Genomic DNA, 17,004 nt, shown 5'->3' with positions numbered 1-17,004 from the left:
GAGGCACTGATGCTGCAAATCTCTCATCTTGCCGCCAGCTACGGTGGAAAACCGGTGCTGGAAGATATCAACCTGACGCTCGATAGCGGCGAACTGCTGGTGGTACTCGGACCTTCTGGTTGCGGAAAAACCACGCTGTTAAATCTGATTGCCGGGTTTGTGCCGTATCAGCATGGCAGCATTATGCTGGCGGGCAACAAGGTTGAAGGTCCAGGCGCAGAGCGCGGGGTTGTGTTCCAGAACGAAGGCCTGCTGCCCTGGCGCAACGTGCAGGACAACGTGGCCTTCGGGCTGCAACTGGCGGGGATGGAGAAGCCCCAACGTCAACGAATCGCGCGGGAGATGCTGCAGAAAGTTGGGCTGGAGGATGCGGGAAAACGTTTTATCTGGCAGCTCTCTGGTGGTCAGCGTCAGCGCGTCGGTATTGCGCGGGCGTTGGCTGCCAACCCGCAGCTGTTGTTGCTGGATGAACCCTTTGGCGCGCTCGACGCCTTTACCCGCGAGCAGATGCAAACCCTGCTGCTGAAGTTGTGGCATGAGACTGGCAAACAGGTGCTGTTGATTACCCACGATATTGAAGAAGCCGTTTTTATGGCAACGGAGCTGGTATTGCTGTCGCCAGGCCCTGGCCGGGTACTGGAGCGTCTGCCGCTGAATTTCGCTCGTCGCTTTGTGGCCGGAGAGCCGAGCCGCAGCATTAAGTCCGACCCGCAGTTTATCGCCATGCGCGAGTATGTGTTAGGTCGTGTCTTTGAACAACGGGAGGCATTCTCATGAGCGTGGTGATTAATGATAAACCCCGTCGCCAGCACGCGCTGAACTGGCGCTGGCCGTTCTCGCGGCAGATTACCTTAAGCTTCGGTACGCTGGTCGTCATTCTGGCGGTGTGGTGGACGGTGGCGGCGCTGCAGTTAATCAGTCCGCTGTTTTTACCCCCGCCGGGCCAGGTTTTGCAAAAACTGATGGTTATTGCCGGGCCGCAGGGGTTTATGGATGCCACGCTGTGGCAGCATCTGGCGGCGAGCCTGACGCGTATTGTTATCGCGCTGCTGGCGGCGGTACTGCTCGGCGTTCCGGTTGGGATCGCTATGGGGCTGAGTCCGACGATGCGCGGCATTCTCGATCCGATCATTGAACTGTATCGTCCGGTTCCGCCATTGGCCTATTTGCCGCTGATGGTGATCTGGTTTGGCATTGGTGAGACCTCCAAGATCCTGCTGATCTATCTGGCGATTTTCGCCCCTGTAGCGATGTCGGCGCTGGCGGGGGTTAAAAGCGCGCAGCAGGTGAGAGTGCGTGCCGCACAGTCGCTGGGAGCCAGCCGTACGCAGGTGCTGTGGTTTGTTATTTTGCCGGGGGCATTGCCGGAGATACTCACAGGGTTGCGTATCGGGCTTGGCGTGGGCTGGTCGACGTTGGTGGCAGCAGAGCTGATTGCCGCCACGCGAGGTTTAGGATTTATGGTGCAGTCAGCCGGTGAGTTTCTGGCAACGGATGTGGTGCTGGCGGGGATCGCGGTGATTGCCGTTATCGCGTTTATTTTAGAACTGGGTCTGCGCGCGCTTCAGCGCCGCCTGACGCCCTGGCATGGAGAAGTACAATGAGCGAACGTCTGAGCATTACCCCGCTGGGGCCGAACATTGGCGCACAAATCACCGGTGCGGATTTGACGCGCCCGCTGAGCGATAATCAGTTTGAACAGCTTTATCACGCCGTACTGCGCCATCAGGTGGTGTTTCTACGTGAGCAGGTGATTACGCCGCAACAACAGCGGGCGCTGGCGCTGCGTTTTGGCGATCTGCATATTCACCCTGTCTATCCGCATGCCGAAGGGGTTGAAGAGATTATCGTGCTGGATACTCATGACGATAATCCGCCGGATAACGACAACTGGCACACCGATGTGACCTTTATCGACACGCCGCCAGCGGGCGCGATTCTGGCGGCAAAAGAGCTGCCATCGACAGGGGGAGACACCCTGTGGACCAGCGGGATTGCCGCTTATGACGCATTATCTGAGCCGTTTCGCCAGTTGCTGAGCGGCCTGCAGGCAGAGCATGATTTTCGTAAATCCTTCCAGGAATATAAATACCGGCAGACGCCAGAGGAGCATCAGCGCTGGTTGGAGGCGGTGGCAAAGCATCCGCCCCTGCTGCATCCGGTGGTGCGCACGCATCCAGTGAGCGGGAAGCAGGCGCTGTTCGTGAATGAAGGATTTACCACGCGAATTGTCGATGTGACGGAAAAAGAGAGCGAGGCGTTACTGCGCTTTTTGTTCGCGCATATCACTAAACCGGAGTTCCAGGTGCGCTGGCGTTGGCAGCCCAACGATGTGGCGATTTGGGATAATCGCGTGACGCAGCATTATGCGAATGCGGATTATCTGCCCCAGCGGCGCATTATGCACCGGGCGACAATTTTGGGAGACAAGCCGTTTTTTCGGGCGGGATGATTATCGGAGACGCTTCATTTACCGGGCCTACGACCTGTAGGTCCGGTAAAGCGAAGCCGTCATTAGGCAACAAAGTGATTAGCGCAGGATTTTTTTCTCAGCCAGATCCAGTGCGAAGTAGCTGAAGATCAGATCCGCGCCAGCGCGTTTGATCGAGCCTAAGCTTTCCAGCACCACTTTCTCTTCATCTATTGCACCCGCAAGGGCTGCAAACTTGATCATCGCGTATTCACCGCTGACCTGATAAGCGCCAATCGGCAGCTCGGTGCGCTCGCGGATATCGCGCAGAATATCGAGGTATGCGCCAGCCGGTTTGACCATCAGGCAGTCTGCGCCCTGGGCTTCATCCAGCAGCGATTCGCGGATCGCTTCCCGACGGTTCATCGGGTTCATCTGATAGGTTTTACGATCGCCCTTCAGCGCGGTACCTGCGGCTTCACGGAATGGGCCATAGAAAGAAGAGGCAAATTTGGTGGAGTAGGACATGATCGCGGTATCGGTAAAGCCCGCGGCATCCAGCGCCTGGCGAATCGCCTGTACCTGGCCGTCCATTGCGGCGGAAGGGGCGATGAAATCTGCGCCCGCAGCGGCGGCAACGACCGCCTGTTTGCCGAGATTGGCAAGGGTTAAATCGTTATCAACGCCGTGCTCACATAATACGCCGCAGTGACCGTGCGAGGTGTATTCACAGAAGCAGGTGTCGGACATGACGATCATCTCCGGTACGGTCTGCTTACAGATACGCGACATGCGCGCCACCAGACCGTCTTCTTTCCAGGCATCGCTGCCGGTGTCATCGGTGTGATGAGAAATGCCGAAGGTCATAACCGAGCGGATGCCTGCATTAGCAATGCGTTCAATTTCGCGCGCCAGATGCTTCTCTGGAATGCGCATCACGCCGGGCATGGCCTCGATAGCTTTGTAATCGTCGAGTTCTTCTTCAACAAAGATCGGCAACACCAGGTCATTTAAGCTGAGTGTTGTCTCTTCAAACATAGCGCGCAGCGCAGGTGATTTGCGCAGGCGGCGAGGGCGTTGGATTAGGTCTGTCATGGTATGCCTGATGTTTGTGGAATCGAAGGCCGTAGTATACCCGAACCTGAGGGTGGGTGGTTTACGAAAGTTGGCGTTATATCTGGATTTTCCATCGTGGAAGGCTGAATCATTAGAGCAATTTATTCACATTTATGGCAAGTTATTTATATTCATTATTTTGCTTGTTTCTGTTTTTATTATTTTAAATATTGATGCGTTTATTTGTGTAGGGCTGGTGATAATTCTTCTTTATTTATTGTTTATTTGTTTGGGTGTGTGGTGAGTTATTTGTTAATTATATACATCAGAGATGTGTTGTGCGGTATTTCATTGAAAGAATGAGTTTTTTTGTTTTTTTGTGTCAGAGGTGAGGATATTCGTAGTGTTGTCCGGTTTCGGACGACTAGCAAAGAATAATTGAACCTTTACTTTGTGAAACCGCATAATCGACCCCGCGAAACATAAAATGTTTTCTTTGCATTGATAATTGATGGATCAACTATATTACGTCCCTGAGGAGGGATGACAAATGCACACTTGGAAAAAGAAACTAGTAGTCTCACAATTAGCATTAGCCTGTACTTTGGCAATCACTTCTCAGGCGAATGCTTCTACTGATATTTCTGGAGCCCCATATACAACGTTCACCCATTATAATGACGCATCACATGTTGATGACGTTTACTTCGATGGCTATGTCGGTTGGAACAATTACGGCACTGATAGTATTTATAATGGTGATATTTATCCGGTAATCAATAACGCTACTGTCAACGGCGTTATTTCTACTTATTATCTGGATGATGGACTGTCAACTAACAGCAATTATAACAGCCTGACGATTAAAAACAGTACCATTCACGGTATGGTGACATCCGAGTGTATGACCACGGATTGTACTAACCGTACGGGTACCGACTATTACTACGACCGTCTGGCAATGAACGTCATCAACTCCACTATCGATGACAACTATGAACATTATACCTACAACGGTACCTATAATGACGTGGCTGATACGCACGTTGTCGATGTTTATAACCTGGGTACGGCTATCACTCTGGATCAAGAAGTTGATCTGTCTATCACCAACAACTCTCACGTCGCGGGTATTACCCTGACTCAAGGTTATGAGTGGGAAGATATTGACGATAATACCGTCATCACCGGCGTAAACAGCGGTGAAGTGTTTAACAACACTATCGCTGTTACCGACTCTACCCTGACCTCCGGTTCCTGGTCTGATGAAGGAAGATCCGGCTGGTTTGGTAACACCAGCAATGCGAGCGACTATCACGGTAACGGTTGGAACGCGAATGATATCGCATTGGCGGTTATTGCTAATCCCAATGCAGATAACGCGATGCAGACCACCGCCACGTTTGATAACGCTACGCTGATGGGCGATGTGCTGTTCTCCAGCAACTTTGATGAGAACTTCTTCCCGAACGGTGCTGATACTTACCGCGATACTGATGCCGATCTGGATACCAACGGCTGGGATGGTACTGACCGTCTGGATCTGACCCTGAACCACGGCAGCAAGTGGGTTGGTGCGGCAATGTCCGTCCATCCGGTTGACGTTGATGGTGATGGCGTTTACGAAAGCTATGCTGAGGGCACTGAAGCCACCCCTACGCTGATTGATATCGCTGCCAACAGCCTGTGGCCTTCTTCAACCTACGGTATCGATAGCGACACATCCTCTTATGACGAAAATGGTCATGTGGTTGGCAATACCGTTTATCAGAGCGGTCTGTTCAACGTGACGCTGAACGGCGCTTCCCAGTGGGATACCACCAAAACTTCTCTGATTGACACTCTGAGCATCAACAGCGGTTCCGTTGTCAACGTGGGCGATTCTGCGCTGGTTTCTGACTCCATCTCTCTGACCGGTGCTTCCGCACTGAACATCAATGAAGATGGTCGTGTTGCGACTAATACGCTGTCTATTGACAACAGTACCGTAACGATTGCTGATGATGTCTCTGCTGGCTGGAATGTGCTTAATGCCGCGCTGTATGCCAATACCATTAAGGTCACCAACAACGGCGTTCTGGATGTGGGCAACAGCACCGGTAACGCGCTGCAGGTTGATACCCTGAATCTGACCAGCTACACCGACGCTTACAACCATGTTAATGCGGGTGTTTTCGACATCAACAGCGCTAACTATGTGTTGAATGCTGACCTGACCAACGATCGTACTAACGATACGCGCCAGGCTAACTACGGTTATGGCGTGATCGCGATGAACTCTGATGGTCATCTGACTATCAACGGTAACGGTGATTCCGACACCTCAGGCGATCAGTCTGAAGTTGATAACTACGGTGATCACGTAGCAGCGGCAACCGGTAACTATAAAGTTCGCATCGATAACGCCACTGGCGCGGGTTCTGTTACCGATTACAAGGGTAACGAGCTGATCTACGTTAACGACAAGAACAGCACCGCAACCTTCTCTGCAGCCAACAAAGCAGACCTGGGTGCTTACACCTATCAGGCTCAGCAGCAGGGTAACACCGTTGTTCTGCAGCAGATGGAGCTGACCGACTACGCGAACATGGCGCTGAGCATTCCGTCTGCCAACACCAATATCTGGAACCTGGAACAAGACACCGTTGGTACTCGTCTGACCAACGCGCGTCATGGTCTGGTAGATAACGGTGGTGCATGGGTGAGCTACTTCGGCGGCAGCTTCGATGCGGATAACGGCAACATCAACTATGATCAGGATGTTAACGGCATCATGGTCGGTGTTGATTCCAAAATCGATGGTAACAACGCTAAGTGGATTGTCGGTGCTGCGGCAGGCTTCGCGAAAGGTGACATGAGTGATCGTACCGGTCAGGTAGATCAGGATAGCCAGACTGCCTATATCTACTCTTCTGCTCGTTTTGCGAACAACATCTTTGTTGACAGTAACTTAAGCTACTCCCACTTCAACAACGATCTGTCTGCCAGCATGAGCAACGGTCAGTATGTTGATGGCAGCACCTCTTCTGATGCCTGGGGCTTTGGCTTGAAACTGGGTTATGACCTGAAGCTGGGTGACGCAGGTTACGTAACCCCTTACGGTAGCGTATCCGGTCTGTTCCAGTCTGGTGATGACTATAAGCTGAGCAACGACATGAAAGTTGACGGTCAGTCTTATGACAGCATGCGTTATGAACTTGGTGTAGATGCGGGTTATACCTTCGCCTACAGCGATGATCAGGCGCTGACCCCGTACTTCAAACTGGCCTACGTTTACGACGACTCTAACAACGATTCTGATGTAAACGGTGATTCTATCGACAACGGCGTAGAAGGTTCTGCGGTACGCGTTGGGCTGGGTACTCAGTTCAGCTTCACCAAGAACTTCAGCGCGTACACCGATGCTAATTACCTCGGTGGTGGTGATGTCGATCAAGACTGGTCTGCAAACGTTGGTGTTAAATATACTTGGTAAAAACTTTCTTGCAGAGAAATAAAAGGTAATTTTATTTAGAAATAATGCCCGTCACGGATTTGACGGGCATTTCTTGCAAGGAATACGCACATGCTATCTTCAAATAAACCTCTTCTTGAGTTTGGTAAGCTTGATAAATGTTTAGCGAAATATGGTAAACACTTTGAGTGTGATAACGACAAAGAAATAATTTTTTCCAGCGATATTAATAGTGACGATACTTTTGTTATTTTAAGTGGTGTTGTTTCCCTACGTAGAGGAGAAAACGTGCTGGTCGGGATTGCACAGGCGCCTTTTATTATGGGCCTTTCTGATGGCGTGATGAAAACAGATGTACAATACAGATTAATAACCGAAAGTAATTGTACGGGATACCACCTGCCTGCTTCGCAAACGATAAATATAATTGAACAATGCCAGCTTTGGCGTGAAGCCTTTTGCTGGTTAGCATGGCAAAATTCCATGTTTGAGTTGCGCGATCTGCAGCTGATCGGCAATAACTCCTACGATCAGATCCGCGCGACGCTGATATCCATGATGAAATGGGACGACGTACTGCGTTCGCGTATCGGCGTCATGAACTATATTCACCAACGCACGCGAATTTCACGCTCAGTTGTCGCTGAGGTTCTCGCGGCATTACGTAAAGGTGGTTACATTGAAATGAATAAAGGCAAACTGGTGAGCATTAACCGTTTGCCTTTTGAGTATTAAGTCAGGATGCAGGAATAACCTGCGGTTTGTTCCCGCTCAACTCTGCAACCAGATCGTTGATACCGTCGCTCATATTGGTAAATCGGGTTAGCGGAGAACGGGTCACCACGATAAATGCCCCGACGTTTTGCTGTGGGATCATCGCCATATAGGTAATGAAGCCGCCGCCGCCACCGGTTTTTTGAATAATTCCCGGTCGCCCATTTTTCGGCGCCATATAGACCCATCCCAAACCAAGCGCATCGGCTCTACCCGGAACATCCATCCCTATCACTTTGGTTAACTGCGTCCGCTGATAAATCAGCGTCTGCATACGGTCGGCCTGCTGGCTACGATGGTAAAAATCAGATGAGAGATACTGCTGCATCCAGCGCATCATATCGCCGGGCGTTGAATAAACACCGCCGCTGCCCATTGCCGCCAGGGTATTGTTGCAAGGACTGGCGCCTTTTTCCGCGACCATCAGGCGTCTGCATTGATCGGGGGATGGGGTAAAGGTGGTGTCTTTCATCCCCAGCGGACGGGTAATTTTTTCTTCAAACAGCTGCGGATAAGGCTTTCCGGATGCGGTTCCCAGCGCATCGGCCAGCAGGTCAAACGCCAGGTTGGAATAAGAAGCCTGCGAGCCCGGTGCGGCTTTAAGCGTGGCGGTTGAGAGATAGCTCCAGCGCTGTTCACGGGTTGGCCAGACAAATACCGGGCGCTTCGCCGCGCCGCCAGGCTGTTCGCGCGGCAACGCGCTGGTATGCGTCGCCAGATTCACCAGCGTGATCGGCGTGCCCTGATAAGTCGGCACGCGCGCGCCAGGCGGCGCATATTTGCTCAATGGATCGTTGAGTTTAACCGTACCCTGATCGAGTAATTTCACCAGCATTTCGCTGGTCATTAATTTAGTAATAGAGGCAATTCGAATAACGGAATCCAGCTGCGGATGAACGTTATTGCCAGGGCGTGTTTCGCCGAAGCTGCGAAATACGCGCTGGTTACCATCAATCACCACGAGCGCCATCCCCGTAGCACCGCTGCCGTAAAATATATGGTCGGCATAACGATCGACGATATCAGAGGCGAAGACTGGATCGGTTATAGGCTGTGCCGCCTGGACAGATGTCAATGACGCCGCACACAGCGCGGCAGAAAAAAGCAGACTACGTTTCAACGGTGGTGTCCATGAGTTAGAGAAAGTGAAAAAGGATGTCGTGCGTATGCGTATTTATACTACTCATCGGCGTATTGCAAAGCGCTTATCAGCCAATGATAGTGTGAAAAACGTAACGATGAGTAAACGCGAGCGTTTCCCGGATTACGGATGTTCGCTTTTGTGATCTCACGCTGTGATAATCTGCACTTGCTGGAACGTTGTCGAGTGTGAAAATCACAGAAACAATTCTTCATACCCGGGTGCGAACTAAGTGCCGCGGTTTTGGTCACACTTGTCGGTTTCAGCTTGTGTTTTTGGGCGTAAGCCGTCTGGCCGCCGCACTCCACGGTGGCAAATACACAGCAGTCGTCATAACGATAAGAAGTTAGCAGGAGAGCACTATGTTTAAGTCTTTTTTCCCAAAGCCGGGGCCGTTCTTTATTTCGGCATTTATTTGGGCACTGGTCGCCGTTGTATTCTGGCAAGGAGGTGGGGGAGTCTGGGTTGCACATATTACCGGCGCGTCGGGAGACGTACCGATTAGCGCGGCCCGATTCTGGTCACTGGATTACCTGATTTTTTATGCGTATTACATCCTTTGTGTTGGAGTGTTCGCGCTGTTCTGGTTTATCTACAGCCCGCACCGCTGGCAGTACTGGTCCATACTGGGCACGTCGCTGATTATTTTCGTGACCTGGTTTCTGGTTGAAGTTGGCGTCGCCGTCAACGCCTGGTATGCGCCATTCTATGATCTGATTCAATCCGCGTTGAGTGCGCCGCATAAGGTGAAGATTGAGCAGTTCTATCATGAAGTAGGCATCTTTCTTGGCATTGCGCTGATTGCCGTGGTCATTGGGGTGATGAACAACTTCTTCGTCAGCCACTATGTATTCCGCTGGCGTACCGCAATGAACGAACACTATATGGCGCACTGGCAGCATCTGCGTCATATCGAAGGCGCGGCGCAGCGTGTGCAGGAAGATACCATGCGTTTTGCCTCCACGCTTGAAGATATGGGGGTCAGCTTTATCAATGCGATTATGACGCTGATTGCCTTCTTACCTGTCCTGGTCACACTCTCAGCCCATGTGCCGGACCTGCCAATTGTTGGACATGTTCCTTATGGCCTGGTGATTGCCGCGATTGTCTGGTCGCTGATGGGAACCGGCTTACTGGCGGTAGTCGGCATCAAACTTCCGGGGCTGGAGTTTAAAAACCAGCGCGTGGAAGCGGCCTACCGTAAAGAACTGGTTTACGGTGAAGATGACGCTAATCGTGCGACCCCGCCGACGGTGCGTGAACTGTTCCGTGCGGTGCGCCAGAACTACTTCCGCCTCTATTTTCACTATATGTACTTCAATATCGCCCGTATTCTATACCTGCAGGTTGATAACGTTTTCGGCTTGTTCCTGCTGTTCCCGTCGATTGTTGCCGGTACGATTACGCTCGGCCTGATGACGCAAATCACCAACGTGTTTGGCCAGGTGCGCGGCTCGTTCCAGTATTTGATTAACTCCTGGACAACGTTAGTCGAACTGATGTCTATTTATAAGCGTCTGCGCAGCTTTGAACGTGAGCTTGATGGCCAGGATATTCAGGAAGTTACCCATACGCTTAGTTAATAAAAAAGGAGATGTTATGTCGACGGTTTCCCGTCTTTACCCCTTGTCCGGTCTGGCCGCTCTGGTGCTGGTGGGATGTAGTAGCCAACCCGCGCAGCCGCTAAAAAAAGGGGAGAAAGCCGTCGATGTGGCGAGCGTGGTGCGCCAGAAAATGCCCGCCAGCGTGAAAGACCGGGACGCATGGGCGCAGGATTTAGCGAAGACGTTTGAAAGCCAGAAGCTGGCGCCGACGGTTGAAAATATCTGTTCGGTGCTGGCGGTCGCGCAACAGGAGTCAAACTATCAGGCGGATCCGGCCGTTCCAAACTTAAGTAAAATCGCCTGGAAAGAGATCGACCGGCGCGCCGAGCGTATGCATATCCCGCAGTTTGTGGTGCATACCGCACTGAAGATTAACTCGCCAACGGGGAAAAGCTACAGCGAGCGTCTGGATACGGTGAAAACGGAAAAACAGCTGAGCGCCATTTTTGATGATTTTATCAATATGGTACCGATGGGGCAGACGCTGTTTGGTTCGCTTAATCCGGTACATACCGGTGGGCCAATGCAGGTCAGTATCGCGTTTGCCGAGCAGCACGCCGACGGGTATCCGTGGAAAATGGCGGGAACAGTACGTCAGGAAGTGTTCAGCCGCCGCGGTGGGCTGTGGTTCGGTACGTATCATCTGCTTAACTACCCGGCGAATTACAGCGCGCCAATCTTCCGTTTCGCCGATTTCAATGCGGGATGGTATGCCAGCCGCAATGCGGCTTTCCAGAATGCGGTCAGTAAAGCCAGCGGAGTGAAGCTGGCGATGGATGGTGACTTGATTCTCTATGGCAGCAGCGAGCCGGGCAAAACCGAGCTGGCGGTACGTAAACTGGCCGGGAAGCTGGGGATGAGCGAGAGTGAGATCCACCGTCAACTGCAAAAAGGTGACAGTCTGGCTTTTGAAGATACCACTCTGTACGAGAAGGTCTATAAGCTGGCGGAAGCGAAGACTGGGAAAGCGCTACCCCGTGAAATGCTGCCAGGCATTCAGCTGGAAAGCCCGAAGATTACACGTAATCTGACTACCGCGTGGTTTGCGAAACGCGTGGACGATCGTCGGGCGAAATGTATGGGTCAGTCATCATTATGATGACGGCGGCGCCAGCGCACGAATGCCGCGATGGCGCCAAGAATCAGACTTCCGGCAAGGAAAGGGACCAGCCCAAAAAGGGTACCGACGCCTAAGCCAATTTCAACTCGTGGGCGTCCTGTCTCTTGCATTTGCAACTGCATCAGCTGTTCATAGATGCCGGGAGCGTGGGCCAACAGATTTAAAACCTGCGCGCCTGCCCAAAAGCAAAACAGCACAAATACGGCATACGCAATGTTGCCGGGCAGGGAGGAGGTATCCCGATGTTTGCCCTTAAACAGGGATTTTGAGAGCGTAAAATCAGCCATAAAGACCTCCGGAAATAACCTGCTTTTTTTGACGTGATGCCTGGAACTGACAGTGAGTCTGACAGGTGATCGGCAATGTCAATATCAGAATGATGGTAATTTCAGGTAGAGATTATTCCTGGATCTCGGTTTTTTGCTGGTTGTCACAATTACGTAACCTTAAGTGAAATCAAGTTACATTTCAGAAATTCCGCACAGGCCACAGACGTCTATGAGGAAATGTGCGAGGATGCGCTTTCACGTTGTATTTCCACCGGAGCTGTTATGAACCTGCCTGTTAAAATCCGCCGAGACTGGCACTACTATGCCTTCGCTATTGGGCTTATCTTTATTCTGAACGGGGTGGTGGGCTTACTGGGTTTTGAAGCGCAGGGATGGCAGACCTATGCGGTGGGGTTGGTGACGTGGGTGATTAGCTTTTGGCTGGCCGGATTAATTATCCGTCGCCGCGTGGAAGATGAAGAAGAAGCAAAGGATGCCCAATAGCTATCGATCAGGCATCCAGGCGGGTTTACATACTGGTTTTCAACGCGCTATCCGCTGCATGACGTTCCAGCGCCAGTTCGATCAGGCGAGTGATCAAATCGGTATAGCCTAAGCCGCTCGCCTGCCACAATTTTGGATACATGCTGATGTTGGTAAAGCCCGGCAGCGTGTTGATCTCATTGATCACAACATCGTTCTCTGCGGTTAAGAAAACGTCCACGCGCGCCATACCGGCGCAGCCCAGCGCCTGATAAGCCTGAATAGCAATGTCGCGGATCTTATCGTTAACTTCCGGTGCGATCGCTGCCGGAACAACCACTTTGGCACCGTTATCGTCAATGTATTTGGTGTCGTAAGCGTAAAAATCACTGTTCAGCACGATCTCGCCACAGGTACTGGCCTGCGGTTGATCGTTGCCCAGCACCGCGCATTCGATCTCGCGGCCCTTAATCCCTTGTTCCACCACGACTTTATGGTCAAATTCAAATGCCAACGCGACGGCCTGATTGTATTGCGCTTCGCTGGTCACTTTACTGACGCCAACGGACGAGCCCTGGTTGGCTGGTTTCACAAACAGCGGCAGGCCAAGGCGGGATTCCACCTCGGCAAAGCTGATGCGGTTGCGATTGGCGCGAGTGAGCGTAATAAATGGCGCGATGTTTAATCCGGCATCGCGCAGTAGACGTTTGGTTACGTCTTTATCCATACAGGCCGCAGAACCCAGGACATCAGAACCGACGAACGGCAGATTCGCCACGCGCAGCATACCCTGCAGAGAGCCATCTTCACCCAACGTGCCGTGTACGATCGGGAAAATAACATCGACCGTTGGCAGTGGCTGACCGTTTTGCGCATCGATCAACTGGTGCTCTTGTTTACCCGGTACTTGAGCCAGGCTGGTCGCGGAAGGACGCAGCGCAATATGCGCTGGATCATCTGAATTGAGCAGATAGTTACTGGCATCGCTAATGTGCCATTGCCCTTGCTTATCAATACCTAACAGCACAACGTCAAAGCGAGTCTTGTCGATGGCATCGACAATATTTTTTGCCGATTGCAATGACACTTCATGTTCCGCTGATTTACCACCAAATACGATTCCTACCCGCAACTTTGCCATCTTAAAAACCCATTCCATGAATGCAAAGCACATACATTACCACGACAAAACGCAGGTTTCCTCGGCTTCTGGCAGATTGTTTTGGTGGGCAACAGAGGAACAGATAAGCGCAAACGCGCAGAACGGACGCGGAGCATAAACCCCTACTGATATTATGGGGTTGATGTGAGGTATATCACAAATATGATGAGCGGGAAGATAAAATCCTAAACTGTGATATATCGCACCTGTGGACCCTTATTTGGCTAAGTAATTTGTTAAGCTACTCACAGTTTTCAGCTACTTATCGTTATGAGTCCCTATGGAATCCTGGAGAGTCAACCTCATTTCCGTATGGTTCGGTTGCTTTTTCACCGGCCTGGCAATCAGCCAAATCCTGCCTTTTTTACCGCTCTATATTTCCCAACTGGGGGTGAGCTCCCATGAAGCACTCTCAATGTGGTCCGGCTTAACGTTTAGCGTCACCTTCCTGATTTCAGCCATTGTCTCTCCGATGTGGGGGAGTTTAGCCGACCGTAAAGGACGCAAGCTAATGTTGCTGCGGGCCTCTTTGGGTATGGCGATTGCGATTTTACTGCAGGCCTTTGCCACTAACGTCTGGCAGCTTTTTCTGCTGCGTGGGATCATGGGGTTAACGTCTGGCTATATTCCCAATGCGATGGCGCTGGTAGCCTCACAGGTTCCGCGCGAACGCAGCGGGTGGGCGCTGAGTACGCTCTCGACGGCGCAAATTAGCGGCGTTATTGGCGGACCGCTGATGGGGGGCTTTATTGCCGACCACGTTGGCTTACGGGCGGTATTCTGTATTACCGCGGCTTTGCTGGTAGTGAGTTTTCTGGTCACGCTGTTCTTTATCAAAGAAGGTGTGCGCCCGACAATCAAAAAAAGCGAACGCCTGAGCGGGAAGGCCGTCTTTGCCTCGCTGCCTTATCCGACGCTGGTGATCAGCCTGTTTTTTACTACGATGGTGATCCAGTTATGTAACGGCTCAATTGGGCCAATTCTGGCGCTGTTTATTAAATCAATGGTCCCAGACAGTTCTAATATTGCCTTTCTCAGCGGGCTGATTGCTTCGGTTCCGGGCATCTCGGCGCTGATTTCTGCGCCCCGGCTAGGTAAATTAGGCGATCGTATTGGGACCGAGCGGATTTTAATGGCAACGTTAATCTTCGCCGTCGTGTTGTTTTTCGCCATGTCATGGGTCACTACGCCGTTGCAGTTGGGGGTCTTACGTTTTCTGCTCGGCTTTGCCGACGGCGCGATGTTGCCCGCGGTGCAGACGCTGCTGGTGAAATACTCCAGCGACCAGATAACCGGGCGCATTTTTGGTTATAACCAGTCATTTATGTACCTCGGCAACGTAGCCGGGCCATTAATGGGGGCTACGGTTTCGGCAATGGCGGGCTTTCGCTGGGTGTTTATTGCCACGGCGTGCATTGTGCTAATCAACATCTGGCAACTGGCTATCGCATTGCGACGTCGGCGCTGCGCACGCTGAGTACCTGATTAACAACGCTGCCCGCAAGCGTTGTTAATCCATCATTATGCATTTATATATCCAGGTGATTATTAATCCCCTTACCCTTTTATATGGAATAATTCTGCGCTAAGACTCTTTCTCCCTTATTTTGTGTTGTGATTGTTTTCGCAAAACGTTTTATTTCTTATGAAAATACAACTTTCATCCACTAGGCAGTTGTGAGTCTTAATGATAACGTGGCCTATATTTGGTTAAGGGAATACGTAAATGAAAAATCTCGTCACTGAGTTGTTACTTAAGCTCGCCCAAAAAGAAGAAGAGTCGCAAGAACTGACGGCGCAGGTTGAAACGCTGGAGCAGGTAATCATCGAAATGCTGCGCAATATGACGTGTAACGATCGGCAAATATTTATTCGCCAAATTGAGGGGGCTTTGGCTGGAGAAGGCCGTATGCCTGCGTTTCTGACCAACGTTCATAACGCTGGCGAGAGTGTGCCAAAAGCGTTTTGAGTAATCCGTGGTGCGTCATCCACAAATTATCATAAAAGTGTCACATCAAATACTTATAGTCGCTTTGTTTTAATTTTACCGTATTTATACATGGAGAAAATAAAGTGAAACAAAGCGCACTCGCTATTGCCCTGTTACCTTTGCTGTTTACCCCGGTTATTAATGCAGAAACCTCTGCCATAGCGGTTATGGATAATCGTGCCGCTCAGGGTGATATCACCACGCCGGGCGGCGCCCGCCGATTGTCTGCCGATCAAACGGCGGCTCTGCGCGAATCTCTGAGCGATAAACCTGCCAAAAATATTATTTTATTGATTGGCGATGGGATGGGTGACTCAGAAATAACGGCCGCGCGAAATTATGCCGAAGGCGCAGGCGGCTTTTTTAAAGGGATTGATGCTTTACCGTTGACCGGACAATATACGCACTATGCGTTGGATAAGAAAACGGGTAAACCCGATTATGTGACGGATTCTGCGGCATCCGCGACGGCGTGGACCACCGGTGTGAAAACCTATAATGGCGCGCTGGGCGTTGATATTCATGAAAAAGATCACGCTACAATTCTTGAAATGGCAAAAGCGGCGGGGCTGGCAACGGGCAACGTTTCTACCGCTGAATTGCAGGATGCTACCCCGGCGGCGCTGGTTGCCCATGTGACTTCGCGTAAGTGCTATGGCCCAGGCGTGACACGTGAAAAATGCCCAACCAATGCGCTGGAAAAAGGCGGTAAAGGGTCAATCACCGAACAATTACTGAATGCCAGGGCTGACGTTACGCTGGGCGGCGGGGCCAAAACGTTTGCGGAAACCGCTGCGGCAGGCGAGTGGCAGGGTAAAACGTTGCGTGAACAAGCCCTGGCCCGCGGTTATCAGATGGTGAGTGATACCGCGACGCTGGCGGCGATTACCGAAGCTAATCAGGATAAACCGCTGCTGGGCCTGTTCTCTGACGGCAATATGCCCGTGCGCTGGGAAGGTCCGAAAGCGTCTTATCATGGCAATCTGGATAAGCCGGTTGTGACCTGTACGCCAAATCCAAAGCGTGACGACAGCGTGCCAACGCTGGCGCAGATGACGGATAAAGCGATTGAGTTGTTAAGCAAAAATGAGAAAGGTTTTTTCCTGCAAGTGGAAGGGGCGTCAATCGATAAACAGGACCACGCCGCCAACCCGTGCGGACAGATTGGCGAAACGGTCGATCTGGACGAAGCGGTACAGCGCGCGCTTGCCTTTGCGAAGAAAGATGGCAACACCCTGGTGGTGGTAACCGCTGACCACGCACATGCCAGCCAGATTGTCGCGCCGGATACCAAAGCACCAGGCCTGACCCAGGCGCTGAACACCAAAGATGGCGCGGTCATGGTCATCAGCTACGGCAACTCTGAAGAGGAATCTCAGGAGCACACCGGCAGCCAGCTACGAATTGCAGCCTATGGCCCGCACGCGGCGAATGTGGTCGGCCTGACCGATCAAACCGACCTGTTTTACACCATGAAAGCGGCGTTAGGACTGAAATAACCCGACGCCCGGCGGCAATACTTTTGCCGCCGGGTGGTATTT

General features: G+C 51.6%; 15 protein-coding genes. 11 read left to right on the top strand and 4 right to left on the bottom strand.

All coding sequences use genetic code 11. The annotated features are described in order from the left end of the window. The first annotated feature begins 9 nt into the window (after positions 1-9). The 3 genes from tauB to tauD are packed head-to-tail and all read left to right on the top strand — an operon-like array spanning position 10 to position 2,452. A complete protein-coding gene (gene tauB, locus HV350_RS18635; RefSeq protein WP_103928963.1) occupies positions 10-777 on the top strand; it encodes a taurine ABC transporter ATP-binding subunit in 768 nt (255 codons plus the stop codon). Then, the gene (tauC, locus tag HV350_RS18630; protein ID WP_181629104.1) at positions 774-1,604 is read left to right on the top strand and encodes a taurine ABC transporter permease TauC; all 831 of its coding nucleotides are present in this window, start codon (positions 774-776) and stop codon (positions 1,602-1,604) included. The genes tauB and tauC overlap by 4 nt, the downstream gene beginning before the upstream one ends. After that, a complete protein-coding gene (tauD, locus tag HV350_RS18625; protein ID WP_181629102.1) occupies positions 1,601-2,452 on the top strand; it encodes a taurine dioxygenase in 852 nt (283 codons plus the stop codon). The genes tauC and tauD overlap by 4 nt, the downstream gene beginning before the upstream one ends. A gap of 78 nt (positions 2,453-2,530) precedes the next feature. On the opposite strand, the gene hemB is transcribed toward tauD, so the two are convergent. Continuing rightward, on the bottom strand, positions 2,531-3,505 hold the full coding sequence (gene hemB, locus HV350_RS18620) for a porphobilinogen synthase (protein WP_016151991.1): 975 nt from the start codon (positions 3,503-3,505) through the stop codon (positions 2,531-2,533). A 511-nt stretch (positions 3,506-4,016) separates the two neighbouring features. On the opposite strand from hemB, the gene ehaB reads away from it, so the two are divergent. Together ehaB and iprA are read left to right on the top strand one after the other, a co-directional pair. Next, a complete protein-coding gene (gene ehaB / locus HV350_RS18615) occupies positions 4,017-6,941 on the top strand; it encodes an autotransporter adhesin EhaB (RefSeq protein ID WP_181629101.1) in 2,925 nt (974 codons plus the stop codon). Between the two features lie 90 nt (positions 6,942-7,031). After that, positions 7,032-7,655, top strand: coding sequence for a hydrogen peroxide resistance inhibitor IprA (iprA, locus tag HV350_RS18610; RefSeq protein WP_181629099.1), 624 nt, complete (start codon positions 7,032-7,034; stop codon positions 7,653-7,655). Position 7,656: 1 nt separating this feature from the next. Here the strand turns inward: iprA and ampH are convergent, their stop codons facing one another. Beyond that, positions 7,657-8,814 carry a D-alanyl-D-alanine-carboxypeptidase/endopeptidase AmpH gene (ampH, locus tag HV350_RS18605; RefSeq protein WP_016151995.1) on the bottom strand — a complete coding sequence of 386 codons (1,158 nt, stop codon included), beginning with the start codon at positions 8,812-8,814 and terminating at the stop codon, positions 7,657-7,659. Between the two features lie 383 nt (positions 8,815-9,197). Here ampH and sbmA point away from each other — a divergent pair, with 383 nt between their 5' ends. Beyond that, entirely contained in the window at positions 9,198-10,418 is a 1,221-nt protein-coding gene (sbmA, locus tag HV350_RS18600; RefSeq protein WP_181629097.1) for a peptide antibiotic transporter SbmA, read from the top strand. A gap of 16 nt (positions 10,419-10,434) precedes the next feature. Then, a complete protein-coding gene (locus HV350_RS18595; RefSeq protein WP_047416936.1) occupies positions 10,435-11,538 on the top strand; it encodes a DUF1615 domain-containing protein in 1,104 nt (367 codons plus the stop codon). Here the strand turns inward: HV350_RS18595 and HV350_RS18590 are convergent. Then, positions 11,523-11,846: a DUF2755 family protein gene (locus tag HV350_RS18590; protein WP_016151998.1), complete on the bottom strand. Its 324-nt coding sequence runs from the start codon at positions 11,844-11,846 to the stop codon at positions 11,523-11,525. The two genes, HV350_RS18595 and HV350_RS18590, sit on opposite strands and share 16 nt — an antisense overlap. Before the next feature lie 264 nt (positions 11,847-12,110). Between HV350_RS18590 and HV350_RS18585 the strand changes: the two genes are divergently transcribed. After that, on the top strand, positions 12,111-12,332 hold the full coding sequence (locus HV350_RS18585) for a DUF2754 domain-containing protein (RefSeq protein ID WP_019076140.1): 222 nt from the start codon (positions 12,111-12,113) through the stop codon (positions 12,330-12,332). 25 nt (positions 12,333-12,357) lie between these two features. Here the strand turns inward: HV350_RS18585 and ddlA are convergent, their stop codons facing one another. Then, positions 12,358-13,452, bottom strand: a complete 1,095-nt coding sequence (ddlA, locus tag HV350_RS18580; protein ID WP_047416933.1) for a D-alanine--D-alanine ligase — start codon at positions 13,450-13,452, stop codon at positions 12,358-12,360. A gap of 301 nt (positions 13,453-13,753) precedes the next feature. Here ddlA and HV350_RS18575 point away from each other — a divergent pair, with 301 nt between their 5' ends. The 3 genes from HV350_RS18575 (at position 13,754) to phoA (ending at position 16,962) form a co-directional block, all read left to right on the top strand. Continuing rightward, positions 13,754-14,950 carry a multidrug efflux MFS transporter gene (locus HV350_RS18575; RefSeq protein WP_181629095.1) on the top strand — a complete coding sequence of 399 codons (1,197 nt, stop codon included), beginning with the start codon at positions 13,754-13,756 and terminating at the stop codon, positions 14,948-14,950. Between the two features lie 249 nt (positions 14,951-15,199). Beyond that, positions 15,200-15,442: a sigma-S stabilization anti-adapter protein IraP gene (locus HV350_RS18570; protein ID WP_016152002.1), complete on the top strand. Its 243-nt coding sequence runs from the start codon at positions 15,200-15,202 to the stop codon at positions 15,440-15,442. Between the two features lie 104 nt (positions 15,443-15,546). Further along, on the top strand, positions 15,547-16,962 hold the full coding sequence (phoA, locus tag HV350_RS18565; protein WP_019076143.1) for an alkaline phosphatase: 1,416 nt from the start codon (positions 15,547-15,549) through the stop codon (positions 16,960-16,962). The last annotated feature ends 42 nt before the right edge of the window (positions 16,963-17,004 follow it).

Source organism: Citrobacter sp. RHBSTW-01013, from assembly GCF_013781985.1.
GTDB classification, from domain to species: domain Bacteria; phylum Pseudomonadota; class Gammaproteobacteria; order Enterobacterales; family Enterobacteriaceae; genus Citrobacter; species Citrobacter braakii.
Note: the sequence above shows the minus strand (reverse complement) of the source record. Positions and strands in the feature narration are given on the sequence as shown.

Coding starts and splice junctions, on each gene's coding strand:
- tauC (WP_181629104.1), top strand. CDS start 774: ATGAGCGTGGTGATTAATGATAAACCCCGTCGCCAGCACGCGCTGAAC.
- ddlA (WP_047416933.1), bottom strand. CDS start 13,452: ATGGCAAAGTTGCGGGTAGGAATCGTATTTGGTGGTAAATCAGCGGAA.
- hemB (WP_016151991.1), bottom strand. CDS start 3,505: ATGACAGACCTAATCCAACGCCCTCGCCGCCTGCGCAAATCACCTGCG.
- HV350_RS18575 (WP_181629095.1), top strand. CDS start 13,754: ATGGAATCCTGGAGAGTCAACCTCATTTCCGTATGGTTCGGTTGCTTT.
- HV350_RS18570 (WP_016152002.1), top strand. CDS start 15,200: ATGAAAAATCTCGTCACTGAGTTGTTACTTAAGCTCGCCCAAAAAGAA.
- HV350_RS18585 (WP_019076140.1), top strand. CDS start 12,111: ATGAACCTGCCTGTTAAAATCCGCCGAGACTGGCACTACTATGCCTTC.
- iprA (WP_181629099.1), top strand. CDS start 7,032: ATGCTATCTTCAAATAAACCTCTTCTTGAGTTTGGTAAGCTTGATAAA.
- sbmA (WP_181629097.1), top strand. CDS start 9,198: ATGTTTAAGTCTTTTTTCCCAAAGCCGGGGCCGTTCTTTATTTCGGCA.
- tauD (WP_181629102.1), top strand. CDS start 1,601: ATGAGCGAACGTCTGAGCATTACCCCGCTGGGGCCGAACATTGGCGCA.
- HV350_RS18595 (WP_047416936.1), top strand. CDS start 10,435: ATGTCGACGGTTTCCCGTCTTTACCCCTTGTCCGGTCTGGCCGCTCTG.
- HV350_RS18590 (WP_016151998.1), bottom strand. CDS start 11,846: ATGGCTGATTTTACGCTCTCAAAATCCCTGTTTAAGGGCAAACATCGG.
- tauB (WP_103928963.1), top strand. CDS start 10: ATGCTGCAAATCTCTCATCTTGCCGCCAGCTACGGTGGAAAACCGGTG.
- ehaB (WP_181629101.1), top strand. CDS start 4,017: ATGCACACTTGGAAAAAGAAACTAGTAGTCTCACAATTAGCATTAGCC.